Annotated in this window: 10 protein-coding genes; 2 read left to right on the forward strand and 8 right to left on the reverse strand. The window is 36.1% G+C overall.

The window, feature by feature from the left end; genetic code table 11:
* Positions 1–72: 72 nt before the first annotated feature.
* The 7 genes from Q4503_RS18220 to Q4503_RS18250 all read right to left on the reverse strand — a co-directional run bounded on the left by Q4503_RS18220 (position 73) and on the right by Q4503_RS18250 (position 13,208).
* Positions 73–1,443: a sulfatase-like hydrolase/transferase gene (locus tag Q4503_RS18220; protein WP_303603120.1), complete on the reverse strand. Its 1,371-nt coding sequence runs from the start codon at positions 1,441–1,443 to the stop codon at positions 73–75.
* Between the two features lie 150 nt (positions 1,444–1,593).
* Positions 1,594–3,147, reverse strand: coding sequence for an alpha-L-fucosidase (locus tag Q4503_RS18225; protein ID WP_303603121.1), 1,554 nt, complete (start codon positions 3,145–3,147; stop codon positions 1,594–1,596).
* Between the two features lie 22 nt (positions 3,148–3,169).
* Positions 3,170–5,032, reverse strand: a complete 1,863-nt coding sequence (locus Q4503_RS18230) for an arylsulfatase (protein ID WP_303603122.1) — start codon at positions 5,030–5,032, stop codon at positions 3,170–3,172.
* Positions 5,033–5,713: 681 nt separating this feature from the next.
* The gene (locus Q4503_RS18235; RefSeq protein ID WP_303603123.1) at positions 5,714–7,729 is read right to left on the reverse strand and encodes a methyl-accepting chemotaxis protein; all 2,016 of its coding nucleotides are present in this window, start codon (positions 7,727–7,729) and stop codon (positions 5,714–5,716) included.
* Positions 7,730–8,079: 350 nt separating this feature from the next.
* Positions 8,080–9,282, reverse strand: a complete 1,203-nt coding sequence (locus tag Q4503_RS18240) for an acetylxylan esterase (RefSeq protein WP_303603124.1) — start codon at positions 9,280–9,282, stop codon at positions 8,080–8,082.
* Between the two features lie 387 nt (positions 9,283–9,669).
* Positions 9,670–11,568: an arylsulfatase gene (locus tag Q4503_RS18245; protein ID WP_303603125.1), complete on the reverse strand. Its 1,899-nt coding sequence runs from the start codon at positions 11,566–11,568 to the stop codon at positions 9,670–9,672.
* A 41-nt stretch (positions 11,569–11,609) separates the two neighbouring features.
* A complete protein-coding gene (locus Q4503_RS18250) occupies positions 11,610–13,208 on the reverse strand; it encodes a sulfatase-like hydrolase/transferase (protein WP_303603126.1) in 1,599 nt (532 codons plus the stop codon).
* A 307-nt stretch (positions 13,209–13,515) separates the two neighbouring features.
* On the opposite strand from Q4503_RS18250, the gene Q4503_RS18255 reads away from it, so the two are divergent.
* Positions 13,516–14,421, forward strand: coding sequence for an FCD domain-containing protein (locus tag Q4503_RS18255; protein ID WP_303603127.1), 906 nt, complete (start codon positions 13,516–13,518; stop codon positions 14,419–14,421).
* Between the two features lie 420 nt (positions 14,422–14,841).
* Here Q4503_RS18255 and Q4503_RS18260 read toward each other — a convergent pair whose 3' ends face one another.
* Positions 14,842–14,898, reverse strand: coding sequence for a hypothetical protein (locus Q4503_RS18260; protein WP_303603129.1), 57 nt, complete (start codon positions 14,896–14,898; stop codon positions 14,842–14,844).
* 627 nt (positions 14,899–15,525) lie between these two features.
* On the opposite strand from Q4503_RS18260, the gene acnA reads away from it, so the two are divergent.
* On the forward strand, positions 15,526–18,261 hold the full coding sequence (acnA, locus tag Q4503_RS18265) for an aconitate hydratase AcnA (RefSeq protein WP_303603128.1): 2,736 nt from the start codon (positions 15,526–15,528) through the stop codon (positions 18,259–18,261).
* Positions 18,262–18,844: the final 583 nt, after the last annotated feature.

The raw sequence follows: 18,844 nt of genomic DNA on the forward strand, positions 1-18,844 counted from the left end.
TTCTTGGTCGAAAGATCGGATCGTGGAACGGGCACTTAGTTCAATTTAATTAATTCTTATCCCGAGCTGAGGTTAATAACTATACTTTGCACCTTTCACTGGTTTTTGCTTTTCATCTTCCCACCATTCATTAGGTCCTTCCGCTTGAATATCAGCCCAAGTGTTTAATATTGTCTTTTCCATCTCGGCTAATTTTTCCGGCATTTTCTTAGCTAAATCATTTTTTTCCTGCCAATCATCTTGCACATTAAATAACATAAACTCAGTTAATGTATCATTACCGACAATTTTCCAATCACCAATGCGCATTGCTACGCGATCTTCTGCTGGAGAAACATGAGTACGCCAAAATAAAGGAGTTTTACGTTTAAGTTCTTTCCCTTCTAATGAAGGTAACAAGTTAACACCATCAATTTTTCGGTCTTTAGGCACTTCAATGCCTGCAACATCTAGCACAGTGGTAAAAATATCAGTACCTATGATTGGCGTATCATTTACCGTTTCTGGTTTGATATGTCCAGGCCAACGAATAAGAAATGGAACCCGAATACCACCTTCAAAATCATTACGTTTTAAACCTCTTAAACCACCAGAATCGCCACCTGAACTGACAACAGGCCCATTATCAGAAGTAAACATAACTAAAGTATTATCGCTAAGGCCTTGCTCGTCTAACACTTTCAATATCTGCCCTAAAGCGTAATCCATTTGGGTTATGTTGCCATAATAAACTTTGTCTTTATTCGTTTCTTTAGGATACAGCGATGAAAATTTAATATCGGTAGCAATTGGTTTATGTGGTTCATGAAACCACACAGACATAATAAATGGCTTAGTTTTATCACGACCTTCTTCAAGCCAATTGATTGCTTCGTTTGCCACTAATGGTGCTGAATATCCTTTTAATTCGCCCACTGGTTTATGATTACGAATAAAGTTTGTTGGGTTTTTGTGGCTAGGTATCGCATTGTTTTGTGTCGCAAACCAGTAATCGAAACCGTGACTATCAGGGTGTGGAAATCCTTCTTTTTGAAATTGCTTTTTAGATAATAAGTGCCATTTCCCAAAATGTCCTGTCGTGTAACCTGCTTTTTTGAATAAGGTAGGATAAGTTATTTCGCTTGCGCGTAAATGCGTGTCATCATTTCCAGAAAGGTGACGCCAAACACCGTTTCGATAAGGTGTTCTGCCCGTTAAAATGGCTGACCGTGCTGGTGAACAAACACCTGCAGCTGAATAACCTTGGGTAAACTTTGCACCTTGTGTTGCTAACTTATCTAGATTAGGTGTTTGAATGGTTTTATGACCATAAGTCGCGGAATCCCCCCAACCCATATCATCAGCCATCACAACAATGATATTAGGTTGGAATTTTGTTGTTGCTGCCAAATAAATAGGGGGGAAAACAAACAATAAAACACTAGCAATAAAGTATTTATTCATGAGTTTTCCTTCTATAATATTTTTATCGACTAAAGGCTTGCGTTAATCATCTAATTTGACAGAGGAATTAATATTGTGACATTCCATTACCACGAATATATTATCAAAGAACTTATTAAATATGCTCTTGATTAATTTAATAAACAAACTTTATTGACTAATTTCTAATGAGTAGCCTACACCGTTATTTTTCAAATCAGGTAGCTGAACATGTATCGCATCAGCGGTTTTACTCCAATTCAATAACTTACTCGTTCCCACTAAACGGATAGATTTAATTTTAAGCTCTTTAATCGACTTAATAACTGCACTGCTAGTTTTAGGTGTGGTTAAAGAAATAACATAAACCTTGTTTTCTTTTTGAGTAAACCAAAAATCTTGTTCAGTAAAATCAAAGGTTACTTTATTTCCCTTACGATAATTAGTTCCTTTCATATCGATTTTACTCGGACCTTCTTGATCAACAACCCAAGGTTTTGAGTCATAAATAGCATCACCATTCACCATTAACCACTTGCCTACCTCTTTAAGTATATTGGCTGAAGCTTCTGGAATAACACCTTGTCCATCGGGGCCCACATTGAGTAAGAAATTACCGCCTTTACTAACATTAGCTACTAGCCAATACATTAATTCTTTAGGTGATTTCCAATCATGATCATAAGAGCTATAACCCCATGTATGATTCGTAGTGGCAATACCTTCCCAAGTATTAGCACTGGCTTTATCAGGAATAACGTTATCCCCAGGTGTACCTATATCACCTAAACCATTACCGATACGAGCATTAACTAGAATTTCAGGATTCGCTTCATAAACAGTTTTGTAGAACTCCATACTGTCTTTAGCTGGAATATAAATAGGTGTATCAAACCAAATCTGTGATAAGTCGTAATTAGCCAATAACTCTTTAACCTGAGGAATAGACTTATTCTTGATATAATCATCAAAAGATATCGGAGCTGGATCCCATGTATTAGGCATAGGAGCACGTCTAGGGGTAACGCCAGGACCCGGTCCATAATCTTTCATACCACCGTCACCACCGTCCCGCCAATCAAGAGAGTTAGAATAATAAACGCCAAAATCTAATCCCGCTTTTTTGGCTGCAATCTCCATTTCTTTAATAGGATCTCGACCAAAAGGTGTGGCATCCACTATATTAAAATCACTTACTTCCGACTTAAACATCGCAAATCCTTCATGGTGTTTAGAGCCCATGACTATATATTTCATGCCTGCAGCCTTGGCAATAGCTACCCACTCGTCAGCATTAAATTTTTGAGGATTAAAGTCTTTTGCTAATTCAGCATATTCAGCGCGAGAAATTTCTTTACGGCGCATGATCCATTCAGCAATTTGTGGTCCTGTGCCACCTTCTTCCATTTTTTTACCTTTGTAAACCCCACCTAATGAAGAGTACAGCCCCCAATGAATAAACATGCCATATTTATTTTTATTAAAACGCTCACGACCTTTCTCTTTAGCTTCAGAGCTATTCAGTTCTTTCCACTCAGTAGTAATTTTTTTCATTTCTGCAGAACATGGAATACCAGAACCTTCAAATCCATAAACTTGTTTTTTCTCGTTTTCAGTAAGGGCATTATGCGCAGCCATTTCAGCTTCAGTACAAGCGTGACTGAATGTCGACATCACTGAAACAGCTAAAAATGAAAGTTTGATACAAATATTTTTAATTTTCATTGTGGATCCTAATTTAAAATTATTATTGGGTAATGCGTTCAATATAAAGATAAAAAGCAGCTAAAGGTTTATCTGAAGAGTCTTTTGAATTATTAAACCAAGCCTTAATATCAAGATCTCCTTTAGCTAAATCAGTAGTGAAAGTGACTTTAGTTGTACCATCGTTTACGTCATGGACAAATGCTTTTTCATTTAAGGTTAAATGTGCGAATGATTTTGGAATGACTTTATTGGCTAACTTATCATGTAGGTAAATAGTAAATTGATATCGGCCTGCTTGTTCCGCAGTTACTTTCCACGGAGAAATCTCAAAACTATCTTCTCTTCCTAACCAGCCTTTTTTCGCCCATTGGTCATTGCCAAACCCCACAGTATGACCGACTTGTTTAGTGTCTGTTGCCATCCAATCATGGCTAGTGATACGCATTGGGTTTTCTTTATCTGAGCCTATAATTGAACGCATGGTTGGCATACCTTTCCCTGTAGTGTGTTGCCACCATTGTTGATATGAATTAGCTAACTGCTTGGCTATTTCGGGATGTTGTTCAATCACGTTTGTGTTTTGGCCAGGATCTATTTCAAGATTAAATAGCTCAATACTACCCGGCTTACTATTGCCGTGAACATAGCGCCACTCACCATTCATGACCGCATAAGGACGATTAGGATCAGGATCAAGTACACGCTGTGTGGTCACTGTTAATGTTCTATCAGGTAGTGGAGTACCTTTTGTTAGAGCTGATTTAAGGCTGATTCCATCAGTATCTAAACCAGAAATATCCTCACCAATCAAGTCAAGTAAGGTTGGCATGACGTCAAAATGAGCCGTTAAACCTTCGATATTACTTGGCGCTTTAAACCCACCATTTGGCCAACTGATATAAAAAGGCACTCGGTGACCACCTTCATAGACAGTATTTTTAGCGCCTTTCATGCCAAAATTAAGTGATGTGATTTTTTGACCAATATTTTTTTCAATTAGTGCCTTGGTTTCTCCGGTGACTAATTTAGCACTTCTTCCGCCCATAACGGATCCATTATCCGTCATAAAAATGAAAATGGTATTGTCTGTAATATTGGTATCTTGCATGGCGCTCTGCAAACGGCTGACATTTTCATCTAGACTGGCGATCATCCCGTAAAATAAGGCTAACTCTTCTGGTACACCCAGTTCACGATAAGGGTCAACATATTGATCTGGTGCTCTAAATGGAGCATGAGGTGCATTGGTTGAAACATAAAGAAAAAATGGGTCGGGTTTATTAGCATTTTCGTGGATGAAATTAATCGCTTGGTTAAACCAAATATCAGTAGCATAACCATTGTATTTCTTGGCTTCCCCATTTAGGTAATAGGTATCATCAAACTGGGTGTTACCCCAATGGTCAGGTGTTTGGCCAATGCCACCTGCCCCATGCATTAAGACATAATCAAAACCTTGATCTTGCGGGCGAAAAGGATAGTTATCACCCAAATGCCACTTACCTACCATACCTGTTGTATAACCAGCTTGTTGTAATCTTTCAGGCAGAGTCACGTGCTTATCTGACAAAATATGCCTTCCCATGACGGTATGCCATACTCCAGCTCGTAATGAATACTGTCCACTTAGTAACGCAGCTCGAGTTGGCGAGCAGGTTGGGTCAACATGAAAGTTTGTAAAGCGTGTGCTCTCATTTGCCAATTGTTCTATAATTGGAGTTTTCACTATCGGATTATTATTATGTCCAAAATCACCATATCCTTGGTCGTCGGTCATTACTAAGATAATGTTTGGAAGCGTTTTTTCTGACATTTGTTCGACGATTTGTTTGTCTGAACTACAACCAATAACATTGAGCAAGAGAAAGGCTCCTGTCGATACTATTTTTATAAAATTACGCATGTTACTCCTTCTGTTCATATTATTCCACGTAACACCCACGTTATGAGTTATGGATTAGGTGACCTTGCTACCGTTAAAACACGCAACAAGGGTTCGATTAAATATAATAATACAGCAAGATGTTTAAAGTCAATTTTATCAATTGTGTTTACCTAACTTTACAATCAATACTAATAAAAATTAAAGCTATTAAACGTAAACAGATACTAAAACTTAAAATCATATTCTATATTTTTTAGTATGGAAGCTAGGAGTTAGCTCGAACTTAACAATGATGTCGGATATCAAATAAGAAAATAACGGTTATTGGCTTAGATGATAAGAGGGGTTACATAAAAGTGAGCAGGCAAGTTTCCTTGCCTGCCAACAACGGTTTATAACCTAGCCATTATTGCTAACGTAAGCGTTCCTCGCTCGATAGATAGATACTAAAGGTGTAGGATCTCGGAATATAATATGATGGAGGTAAGTCCAACGTTAATGTTTTATCCATTGCGTTTAACTTAACTTTATCACTTCGTTCGATATGAACGGCATAAAATTAGACAATCCATATTTGTCAGATAGTCTTTAGATTGAGTTGTTTGTCGATCATTACGATAGCAAACTGCTGCTTTAAGTTTTTCATATTGGTGCCTACTATACCAAAGGTAACTAACGCCAACGCAGTAATAATGTCACTTAAATTGTGAACACACTAACTAGCTCATCCAAGGCATCACTGGTTTTAACTAAACTTTCACAAACATTTCCTATTTTATCCGACTGAATCGCCATTTTATCTGCGTCATCACGGATCGTATGAGATTGTTGATTAATATCGTTTGCTACTACCGTTTGCTCTTCTGAAGAAGCCGCTATCTGAATTGACATATCACTAATGCCTTCAATTTCACCTTTGAGTAGTTCAAAATCTTTAACGCTTTCTAAAACCACCCCCACTGCTTCTTCACCTTTAGTTTGAAGCTCATTCATGCCTTTAGTTGTAGTGAGAGCACCAGACTGTAGGGATTCAATTTTCCCCCTAATTTCTTTCGTTGATTGCTGAGTTCGTTGAGCTAAATTTCCAACCTCATCGGCTACTACAGCAAATCCTCGTCCCTGTTCACCGGCACGGGCTGCTTCTATTGCTGCATTAAGGGCAAGTAAGTTAATTTGCTCTGCAATACCTTGGATCACATTTAACACGTCGCCAATACTTTCACTTTCACTGGTTAAATGTGTAACTTGTTGAACACTACTATCTAATTCAATAATGAGTTGCGACATGATGTTTTTCGATTTATTAGCGCGATCAGCACTATGAATGGATGTTTGATGTGCTCGCTGCGCGGAATCTGAAGTCATATTGGTGGTACGTGAGACCTCTTCTATCGTCGTCGACATTTCTTCTATGGCAACGGAGACATTATCAGTAGAAATTTTTTGGCTGGAAACATTTTCTAAATTTTCACTGATCAAACCTGCAACTTCGTTCGATAAGTTATTAACACGATATGCGCCATCAATGACACCGGTCAATGTATCTCTAAAATTTGATAATAAAGAGTTAAAAGCACGAAGTACATCTGAAAGCTCATTCTTGCCATCAATAGGCAGCTGCTGCGATATATCTTTGCTTTGAGCAATATCATTAAAAATTTTAACAAAAGATTTTAATGGTTTAGTAATCGAACTTATAATCACAATCGACGTAAAGGTGATTACTAACAAAAGCACAATTAACAAAATAATCATTTGCATTAAAGCATTGTTAGCATCTGTTAATAATTTTTGAGTTTCAGCCTCAATTAAACCTGCGATGTGTCGCTCAATTTGTTTTAAATTATCTTGCTCTGCATTGGTTAATTTAAAGATCTCTTCACTGCTGAAAGAAACCTTTTTTCCCGCAAAATTTCGCATCTTACTAGTAAAGTCATTAAAATTTTTATGGCTTTTCGACTCAACATAATTTTTTTCAAAGTAATGTAACAAATCTTCACCGGCGTATTTATTGAAATACTTTTTATATTTACGCGCTAGAAATCCGCTCATTTGTATCGTACCAAAGCGTTTATAATCTAATTCTGACATATCTAAAGAACGCAATGCGGCACCTTGAAATAACGTATTACTTAATGATATTTCAACAACACTAACATAAGCCTGTGATAACAATGATAAAGATGAGCTTCCTGCGGCCGTTAGCTCAACATTTTTAATTAAATCCACTATCTTATCAGGCCAAGTCATTAATTTACGGTATAGCGGATCATTTTGCTCAAGACTGGCTAAATTTAATAAATTATTACGTGCTTGTGTTATCGTTTGATAATGAGCTATCAACTTATTTAACTCGTTAGAAATAGATTCATTTAAGTCGTTGTGATGACTTTTACTGAATTGTACTAGCTGAGCAAAACGTATGTTTGACTCATCTCCCACTTTACGATAATTAGAGAGGTATTTATCTGCATTTTCGTAACTAAAAGTAGCACCAACCACTACTTGTGCTAGCGTACGCTCTTTTTGTGCGTATGTTAATAAATCTCCCGCAACGTAAGACAATTGTACTTGAGAAGCTAACTTTTGTAGATTTCTCACTTCATTGTTAACGGCATTAAGTCGTAAAAGCAGTAAAGTAACTACAACGACCATAGGGATAATAGTTAATATTAAAATACGCGATTTTATTGTACTTTTATTTAACCAACGCATGATCATTCCTCTTTTGAAATTCAGAATCTGATAAATAAATATCATCAGCTTTAATGTCATTTTTATTAAACAAGCTCAGCTCGGGTTAACAAATAAAAAACTGTAAATCAATAGGTTAAATATCTACCAAACCGAATGAGGTTAAATGACGAAAATACAAAAGCTAAGCAAAACGGTGCTTATTACTCAAGCGCTTCAATCCTTGAAAAGTTCTAAGACGAACTAGTGTGTTAATTCATCCTATGTACAAAAAACCTTCATTAAACTCTGTGCCACTGATAAATATAATTATTGAATCAAGTTATGCATAAATTCGAGGACTGTTTGAAATATTTTCCTTAGCCTGAGCTTTATTTAATTCGCTCAGCAAATTCACTAGTGTAAGTTAACCCCATATAATTTATATTGAATACCCAAGCGGTAGCGTCTTTTGGTAGTGATGAATGTAATAAGACTTCATTCTTTAATACTTCCATTGTTACTGCTAACTGATGCCATTTACGATCCAATGTATGCCCTGTATCGACGGTATAAAATAAAATAGCCTCTTCAATATCCGAAACTTTATTATTAGTAATGCTTAATTTAACACTAGCTGAACTATCAGAAATTATAGGCTCGTAAAAATATGGTGTCGGCTTGTTGTTAATCACTGCTTGCCCAAATATATAGGGCTCTTTGGGTGCCCAACCGTATTTATGGCTATGCTTCAACTTAGGCTGAATACTTTGGTAATGCTTTCCTGGTAATAACTTGTATGTATTCGCTTGAGCGTCCAGAGAAAAATTATTTTCCTTAAGTCCTGTCATCCAAAAAGTGGGATTTTTAAACTTATGTATTCTCAGTGCCGGTTCCCACACATTTTTGTAAGATTCATTATTTGCTAGCGCCTTTCCATATTTATTCTTCATGTTATCAAGAAAGCCACAACCATAAATAGGTATTGCAAAGGCGAACCGTTGATCAAAACCAATAACAGTTGAGGTTATAACTCCCCCCCAAGAAATACCGGATAATCCAATTTGCTCTTGATTGATTTCATCAAATGAGCGTATTAAATTATGCGCTTGTATGGCGGCAGTAACTGATTGATTCATCCATTGGTCGTTTAATGGTTTATTTGGGTCATTATAAATACCTGGACGCCTTGGTCCCCCCCACTCATGTTTAACCCATTTAGGTTGCTTCTTGCCAGTTAAAGTGCCTGTTTGTCCTTCTGTGGCAATTGAAATAGCCGCAAAGCCTGCTTCATTCCATTGAGTAATCCACTCTTTAAAGGCACTACCACCGCCACCATGAACTAAGACTACCGCGGGAAAGGGACCCTTTCCTTTCGGAGCTTTATAATAAGCGAATATTCTCGTTTGTTTACCTTGATACATCGCCCCATCAAAATAGAGTGATTGAAAGCCATCATTTAAAGTTTGTTGATCATAGACTATTGGTGCTTTATCAGATAAAGCTAAACTATGAAGCTTATCGATTACTGTCACAGCTTTAACTGGTAACAATATAAGCATCAAGCCTGAAATTAGAAACTGAGTAAATTTCATTACATCCTCTTTGTAAAATTAAATACATCCCCCCCTAACATACCGTTTTAAAGTATCTTGGAGTGGTTTTTATAGTTAGCTTTTAACCTTTGTTTCTTTTTCTTACTTTCATTTTAGCCCTTCATCTTTTGTTAAAAAACCATCACTATCAGTATCTAACTGCTCAAATTTCTTTATGGCCTTTTCTTCCTTTTTAGTTTTTTAGTTTTTTAGTAAACTCTTCAACACTTACTTTACCATCTCCATTTTTATCCCAATGAGCAAAACGATCGGCTTTCGCGTCTTCTGCTTGAGCAGTAAAAGATGAAGCCAATAAAGCTGAAATATATAATATGATTATTGTATTTTTAATTTTTAATTCCTTATCGTTATAATAATAGCCCTTATTTATATTTTCTCTACGTACAGATAAAATGCCGGCAAGCCAGTACTTAAACCACTATCATCAATTTTATCATCAAACCAAGCACGAAGATCCAAATCGCCTTTAGTTAATGGCATATTGAAAGTAACTGATAAAGCGCCTTTGGGAACAGGCATAGTAATTACTTTGCCATTTAGCTGTATATGAGCAAAACCTTTTGGAATAACTTTATTTGCCGGTACGTCGTGTAAATAAAGTGTCATGGTGTAATTGCCGTCATTAGCGACTTTTAATGCCCAAGGAGACACCATAAATTTGTCTTCATTTCCAACCCAACCATGGCCTTTACCCCATTTGTCATCGCCAAAACCAGGCCACCAAGGAACTTGATTAGTGTTAGGTGATAACCAATCCATGCCTGTTAATCGAGATGGATTTTCATGTTTGCTACCAATAATAGGACGAGTTGTAGGAGTTCCTTTACCTGTAGCATGAAGCCACCACTTTTTATAAGCATTAGAGAATTCAGCTACTTTATCAGGGTGTTGGGCACTAAGGTCATTGGTTTGACCTGGATCATTTGTTATATCAAATAATTCAACACCACCATCTTGTTCTGCATGTACATAACGCCAGTTCCCTTGCATTACAGAATAAGGACGTTGTGGATCTGGATCCAAAACCCTTTGATTGGTAACCACTAATGTTCTATTAGGTAGACTACTATCATTTTTAAGTACTGGAACAAGTGATATGCCATCAGTATCCACATCAGTGCTATCAATATTAGCTAAATCAAGCAATGTTGGCATTATATCAAAATGAGCAGCTAACTCATCAATTGCAACAGGAGCACTCAAATTACCATTTGGCCAGCTAATAAAAAATGGAGTTCTATGCCCGCCTTCAAAAGCAGAGGCTTTACCTTCTCGCATAAAGTTATTCAACGTATTCAGCTTTTTACCTGTTTTAGCTTCAATAGCTAATTTAACTTCGTCAGAAATCCAATTTAAAGGTTCGCCATTACTTTTGGCTGCCATTGATGAACCGTTATCAGTCATAAAAATAAAAATAGTATTATCTTCAATTTTTTCGTTGCGCAAAAAGGTACGTAAGCGTCCAACGTTTTCATCGATATTAGCAATCATACCGTAAAACTTTGCCATATCTTCTGGTAAGCCTAAAGCTCTATAAGGTTCAATATACTCCTCAGGTGCACGCCAAGGTATGTGAGGTGCATTCAACGACAAATATAAGAAAAAAGGTGCTTCTTTACCTGTTTGATCATGGATAAAATCGATAGCCTCATTAAACCAAACATCAGTAGCAAAACCTTTATACTCCCTCTCTTCACCATTTAAAAAATAGGTATCATCAAATTGGTCATTTTCCCAATAATCTGGAGATTGGCCTACACCACCACCGCCATGAATTAACACATGATTAAAACCTTGGTCTTGTGGGCGAAATGGATAATTCTCTCCTAAATGCCATTTACCAAAAATCGCGGTGTTATAACCAGCTTTACTCAATATTTCAGGTAAAATTTCATGTTCATCAGACAACATATGTCTACCCATAACTGTATGCCACACACCTGCTCTAAGTGAGTATTTTCCACTCATAATTGCTGCACGAGTAGGAGAACAAGTAGGATCTACATGAAAGTTAGTAAAACGATGACTCTGTGAAGCTAGTTTTTCAATTTCAGGAGTTTTAACAAGTGGGTTGTTATACATTGAAAAATCACCGTAACCTTGGTCATCAGTCATTAGTAAAACAATGTTTGGACGTTTTTGTGTCAATAGTGATGCTTGCTGTGCAGTTTCAGACGTATTACAACCGGTAGCACCTAAAGTACAAACCATTAGAAAGCTAAAAGTTCTCACATTCTTTTTCACCAACGATTTAAAATTTTTCATAAATTTCCCCGTGTTACTCAAAGAGTTAAATTATTCTGTTTTTAATTTTTATATGTATTAAGTGGCTTATCACCACGATATTCTTTAACAAGTTCTTTACCTTTTACTCGTAATTTATTCACAACGTTTGAATTTTCAGGAGCATCTATAACATTGTTAATTTCATTTGGATCGTTTTCAAGATCAAATAATTCTTCATAAATAGGTTGTTCACCATTAATTGATGCAACACTCATCGCTGCATAGTCTTGATCTTTCTTCTTATCAAAATAGCGTATGTACTTCCACTTCTGTGTGCGAACACCTTCCATGCGAGGATAATTTTGAATCGTCATCATATTCTCTAAGAAAATCTCTTGTCGCCACTGAGCTTTATTCGCTGATGCCGTATTCATTAATGGTTGTAAACTAAAACCTTGATAATCTTCAGGGATAGCAGTATTCGTTAAATCAAGAATGGTAGGAGCTAAATCAACCAAGGCGACTAAATTATCGTTTTTATTAACTTTCTGAGTTTTTTCAATTCGCGGATCATAAATAACCATTGGAATACGAACTGAAGGGTCATATAAATGTACCTTACCACCTAAACCAAATTCACCATGCATAAGCCCGTGATCTGAGGTAAATACAATAATGGTATTATCAGCTACCCCTTGTTTTTCAAGGTGCTTAACTAGTTTACCCATTAATTTGTCAATACCTGAAATAGTTTGCATTTCTCTGATAATACGCTCTTTTAAACTATCTTCCTCTTTTACATAATCATATGTTTCTAAGTACTTACCGTTATATACCGACTTAGGTAGTTTTGGTGTTTTTATGTCTTTAGCCGCGGTGTAAGTTTCAGGAAGGGTTACATCATTTAAACGATCTCGATAAACGCTTTTGTACAATGCTAAATCGCTATCCCGTAGCTCCATAGAACCAGTAGAATTAGCATGAGGAACATTAAAGTTAATGAGTAAAGCAAATGGTTCATTTTTAGGGCGACTATCCAAAAAATTATGCCCTACTTTAAATGCTTCATTAGGCGTCATAAAGTTTTCAACACCCTCTTCAATAATTTCAACCTGAGTATCTGCTTTCGCATTTTTGAAAATGGCATGACGCTCATGATCCTTTGGATAAAAGCTTAAATGTTTATGGCTTGCATACCAATAATCAAAGCTTTTATCCATTACACCACTTTTATAACCTTTTATACCTGCTTCGTTTTTCCCAATAGGCGTATGGTTTTTTCCTACATAACCAACAAAATACCCTACTTTCTTTAATAGCATAGGATACGTTTTGTTATAGGCAGCTTCCGTCATACTACTATTAGAATTAAAATTAATACCGTGACGTCGTTCATATAAACCAGTCAATAATGTTGTTCTACTAGGCGTACAAACGGCACTAGTCGCAAAAGCTTTCGAGAAAACAGTGCCATTTTCAGCTAATTTGTCTATGTTTGGCGTTTTAATTATAGGGTTACCTTCGTAACCTGTAACGCCAATTTGCATATCGTCTGCCAGTATTACAATGACATTAGGTCGGTTACTTTCATCTACAACCGTATTTATTAAAGTATTTGCATGGCTATTTATACTTAACAATAAGCTAGCTATTAATAGTAGAGATACATATTTTATCATTTGTGTGGTATCCAGTTTTATAATTTTACTTTATCTTTATGACATCTCATTCTATCAACCAATATAGATGTATATTTATATATAGAGTAACCACGAGAATCCTGCAAGTCAATATGTATAAATGTAAATTAAAGTAAATTAAAGTAAATTAAAGTAAATTAAAGATAAATTCTTAAATATGTGTATTATTTACCTAAAAATACACGCATAATTAGATACAGTAAGTAAACACTAATTAAACAATGTAAGTTTGAATATAAAAGCACCATCGCTCATATTTCAAAAATTACTCTGTAAGGAAAACAACGTGAATACAAGAACCTATTTATTTAAACAGTCTACTAATCGTATGCTTGAATTAATTGCCAATCTAACTGATGGGCAAAATGTTATGCCAAACGATATTGAGCTAACAAAACTCTTGAGCATTAGTCGAACAACTGTACGTTCATGTGTTGAAAGTCTTATAGAAAATGGCATTGTTAAAAGAGATGGCGCCAATAAAATAGTATTACGTCAACCTAATCCTGATGATTATTACGATATTAAAGACAAAGATTCGACAAAAGATGTACAAATAGAAAAATATTTTTTAGAGTTAATCAATACTGGGCAACTATTACCCGGCGATAGATTTTCAGAATTAAGTTTAGCTAAAAATTCAGGCTGTACCACAATAACGGTCCGTGAGTTCTTAATAAAATTTTCAAACAATGGTCTTATTGAAAAAATTCCTCGCGGCCGATGGAAAATGGTTAAATTTGACGAAGATTTTGCTCGTGAACTCATATCATTTAGAGAAATGCTAGAGATGCGGGCTATAACTGAATTATTAAAACAGCCAAAAGATCATCCTGTGTGGTTTGAATTACAAGAGTTATTAGTTAAACACCAAGACGTTAGTCAAGATATGGAAAATAGATATCTAGAGTTTCCTGCTTTAGATCGAGCTTTACACTTTATTATTTTACAAAGTGCTAAAAATAGATTTACTCAGCAATTTTTTGATATCGTTTCATTTGTTTGTCATTATCATTATCAATGGGATAAAACCGGAGAGCTTGAGCGTTTTACCATTGCGATTAACGAACATATTGATCTATTAAATAACTTAATTACTCATAATAATGCTGGCACTATTATGAGCTTGGAAAAGCACCTAAAATCAGCAGAGAGTACATTGTTGCGCTGTGTACATGGTTTAGATAGCTAACCTCTTATTTTAAATTACTTTATTCACAATTCATGACTAAGCATATATAAGAGATTTAGCTACTTTTTTACATGCTTAGTTAAATTAGCCGTAATCCATTGCTGTATATCATTTTTTACGACTCAGTAATGCTCAAGTTTTTATTCATTATTCTTTGCTAGCTTAGATGGATCATCAAATTGTTTATTAATGCTTGTTATTTGAGCATGAAAAATATAAGGCTTTTAATTGCGTGCTGACAAACAGCAACGACGACATCAAAACTTATATAGTTAAAGTCAGATAGAATTTTAAATTTAGATGACTGATATCAACTCCTACTTCATTCATCACTTCAATATTTGAGGGGTTAACTCCATGTGCTTCAACCCCAGCAGAATAAAAACTATATTCATTCCCATAAAGGCTATTGGTAATACCTTAAGCCATTTGACTACGACATAAGTTACCAGTACATAAAAATAATATTTTTTTCATTTAACCTTCCTTAAAATTTTAAATTTAATGATTATTCAAGTATTAGAAATAATAAAGATCTTTATATATCACAAGTAAAGCAGTGTAAATAATGGGTTATTACATATAAAAAACACATACCATGGAAAGATTATATAAATTCAGATGAATGATCAAACTCGACTCAGATGATAAACACTAATAAGGCAACCACGGAATATTGTATTCGATCAAATACAAACTCAATATCATTTACTTCCTACATATGAAATAGATCAATAAAATTTATTATCTCGTAACGTAAAACCTAGAAATATAATATTAAGTTGCTATCGCTACAGCCATAATAACCTCTAAAATAGGTTTATTTACAGCGCCTATCTGGTGTGTAGTCAACTTGCTGCTTATGTTAGTTTTTTAAATCGTCCTTTACACCATATAATTTATTAAATTTCTTTCCAACTCAGCGCTGTGTTAAATACCCAATAGCAAAGTGAATTTAGTTATGAATTGCTAAGACTTTCTAAAACGAATATATAACTAAAGCACTTTTTCACTAACAGGCAACAAATACTCTTGTATGTTAATGTAGATTTACTAAGCTTTAATGTGATCTATAAAGACACTTTTTAATGGAGGTAACGATTAATGACCAAATCAATACAATCTTTGAAGCCACTTGAAATTAATGGTGAAACTTACCACTACTATAGTTTTGACAGTTTGGCAGAAAAATATGATATTTCACGTTTACCTTTCGCAGCAAAAATTCTGCTAGAAAATTTATTACGACATGCCGAACATGATTTTGTACAGCAAGGTGATATTGAAACTTTAGTCAAGTGGGATGTAGATAACTGGCAGGATACTGAAATTTCCTTTGTGCCTTCTCGTGTAGTTTTACAAGATTTCACTGGGGTTCCTGCCGTAGTTGATTTAGCAGCTATGCGTGATGCCATCGTAAAAATGGGCGGCTCAGCAGACAAAATAAATCCGTTAAACCCTGTCGAGTTGGTTATTGATCATTCAGTGATGGTCGATGTCTTCGGTAAAGCCGATGCCATGGAACAAAACACTGCCATTGAGTTTCAACGTAATAAAGAACGCTATCAGTTTTTACGCTGGGGTCAGCAAAGTTTTGATAATTTTAAAGTAGTACCTCCAGGTCGTGGCATAGTCCATCAGGTTAATCTCGAATATTTGGCGCGAGTTGTCTTTAAAAAAACAGATGAAAATAATTTACTGTATCCTGATACTTTAGTTGGCACCGACTCTCATACCACCATGATTAACGGCCTAGGCGTTTTAGGCTGGGGGGTTGGCGGCATAGAAGCTGAAGCGGCGATGTTAGGCCAACCGGTTACTATGTTATTACCAGAAATAGTCGGTTTTGAATTAAAAGGTAAGCTACCTTCGGGTACTACCGCTACTGACTTAGTATTGACAGTAACCGAACAATTGCGTGCTGCCGGTGTAGTGGGTAAATTTGTTGAATTTTTTGGCTCTGGAGTAAATGAACTGACCTTAGCCGATAGAGCAACTATTGCCAACATGGCACCAGAATACGGGGCTACTTGCGGTATTTTTCCTATCGATAGTCAAACCATCGACTATTTGCGATTAACAGGGCGTGACAGCGAACATATTGAGCGCATAAAGCTATATTTAAAAACAATGGGGATGTGGGGTACTGAGTCTCAAAATAATGCGGTGTATAACAGTCGATTATCCCTGCAATTAGAAACGGTGGTGCCTTCAATTGCCGGTCCAAAGCGCCCACAAGATAGAATTTCACTAGACCATGCTGGTGCGGCCTATCAAGACTGGTTAACATTACAACATGGCGTACAAAAAACCAGTTCAAACAAAGATGAAAGTGGCTTTGAAAGTGAAGGTGGCCAACCTTCAGTGTTATTACCAGCAAGTGACGAAGATCCTGGTATCCCCTGCAAGTATGGTGATGAAGAGTTTATATTGAAACACGGTTCGGTAGTGATTGCAGCGATTACCAGCTGTACTAATACCTCGAATCCATCGGTATTAATTGCCGCGGGTTTATTAGCCAGAAATGCTAGGCAGCGTGGATTAACCGTTAAACCTTGGGTAAAAACGAGCTTAGCGCCAGGCTCTCAGGTTGTCACAGACTATCTCCATAAGTCTGGTTTAAATGAAGACTTAGATGCCCTTGGTTTTCAACTTGTGGGGTATGGCTGTACCACATGCATTGGTAATTCAGGTCCTTTGCCCCTAGAAATTAGTGAAGCAATTCATCAAGGCGATTTGTCGGTGACTTCTGTGTTATCAGGTAATCGCAACTTTGAAGGACGTATTCATCCTGAAATACAAGCTAACTATCTAGCCTCACCTCCTTTAGTGGTTGCCTATGCATTAGCAGGTAATATGAAAATAGATATTACCACTGATTCTTTGGGTGATGATGACTCAGGCAACCCCGTTTATCTGCATGACATATGGCCAGATAATCATGAAATTAAAGAAGTTATCAAAAACGTTATTGACAGTTCGATGTTTACTTCCCGTTATGCTGATATTTATAACGGTAATAAAGACTGGCAAAATATGGAGGTCGTCCAAAGCCAAAAATATGATTGGCCTGATTCTACTTACGTAAAATTACCGCCATTTTTTGATAATATTAGTGCCCAAATACCGGAAATTAAATCGATTGAAAATGCTCGATGTTTGTTAAAACTGGGCGACAGTGTCACCACAGATCATATTTCACCCGCAGGTTCAATTGCGCTAGATAGTCCCGCAGCTGAGTATTTAAAACAGGAAGGCGTGTCGGTCAAAGATTTTAATTCTTATGGCTCTAGGCGCGGTAATCATGAGGTAATGATGCGAGGTACCTTTGCTAATGTGCGTTTACGTAATTTGTTAGCTCCGGGCACCGAAGGTTGTTGGACTAGAATGATGCCATCAGGTGCAAAAATGAGTGTATTCGATGCTGCTATGCAATATCAACAGCAGAAGATTGCTTCAATTGTATTAGCCGGTAAAGAATACGGTACAGGTAGCTCACGTGATTGGGCTGCAAAAGGACCTGCATTATTAGGCGTAAAAGCAGTTATTGCACAAAGCTATGAACGTATTCATCGTTCAAACTTAGTTGGCATGGGCATATTACCATTGCAATTTATGTCTGATGATAGTGCTGATTCATTAAATATCACAGGTGAAGAAAAATTTAGTATTCCAGCGGTGAAAATAGGACAAAAAACAGTAACCGTATTTGTCACAAATGAGGATGGCAATCAGCGTTCATTTGAAGCGAAAATTCGAATTGATACACCAAACGAATTTAGTTATTACCAACACGGTGGCATATTGCATTATGTACTGCGTAACTTAGCTACCACATAAGTAGTTACTAATAAGTAAGTAGTCACTCAGTGATTATGGTCCTGAATCATAATCACTGAGCTCCATACTTGCTGTAACTTATTTAGTGGAGAGCATTCACTTCATAAGCACTGATGAAAACAGTAATGATTATCACTAACATTGTCAATGATATTTTAATATTTATTGTTTGTTTTTCAAATCGCCCGTAGGACAATAAAAAAATCAATAAATAAAACCTAAATAGGTATATTAATACTTATTTTATATTTTTCTATAAAGCTTTAAATTAGAGTGACTTAGATATTTTTGAATTGGTTTAAAGATTTATATATGATGAAAGCGAACTGACGAGCTTAGTTTTTACTTAAGTGAAATTGGTTGCGGGAACCGGTATATCATGAAAGCGAACTGACGAGCTTAGTTTTTACTTAAGTGAAATTGGTTACGGGAGCCGGTATATTATGAAAGCGAATTGACGAGCTTAGTTTTACTTAAGCGAAATTGGTTACGGGAGCCAATATATTATGAAAGCGAACTGACGAGCTTAGTTTTTACTTAAGTGAAATTGGTTACGGGAGCCGGTATATTATGAAAGCGAATT

This window comes from Colwellia sp. 6_MG-2023 (assembly GCF_030547765.1).
In the GTDB taxonomy this organism is placed as follows: domain Bacteria; phylum Pseudomonadota; class Gammaproteobacteria; order Enterobacterales; family Alteromonadaceae; genus Colwellia.

Excerpts from the sequence above, each read along its gene's own strand:
- Q4503_RS18235 (WP_303603123.1), bottom strand. The coding sequence starts at position 7,729 with ATGCGTTGGTTAAATAAAAGTACAATAAAATCGCGTATTTTAATATTA.
- Q4503_RS18220 (WP_303603120.1), bottom strand. The coding sequence starts at position 1,443 with ATGAATAAATACTTTATTGCTAGTGTTTTATTGTTTGTTTTCCCCCCT.
- Q4503_RS18245 (WP_303603125.1), bottom strand. The coding sequence starts at position 11,568 with ATGAAAAATTTTAAATCGTTGGTGAAAAAGAATGTGAGAACTTTTAGC.
- Q4503_RS18250 (WP_303603126.1), bottom strand. The coding sequence starts at position 13,208 with ATGATAAAATATGTATCTCTACTATTAATAGCTAGCTTATTGTTAAGT.
- Q4503_RS18225 (WP_303603121.1), bottom strand. The coding sequence starts at position 3,147 with ATGAAAATTAAAAATATTTGTATCAAACTTTCATTTTTAGCTGTTTCA.
- acnA (WP_303603128.1), top strand. The coding sequence starts at position 15,526 with ATGACCAAATCAATACAATCTTTGAAGCCACTTGAAATTAATGGTGAA.
- Q4503_RS18230 (WP_303603122.1), bottom strand. The coding sequence starts at position 5,032 with ATGCGTAATTTTATAAAAATAGTATCGACAGGAGCCTTTCTCTTGCTC.
- Q4503_RS18240 (WP_303603124.1), bottom strand. The coding sequence starts at position 9,282 with ATGAAATTTACTCAGTTTCTAATTTCAGGCTTGATGCTTATATTGTTA.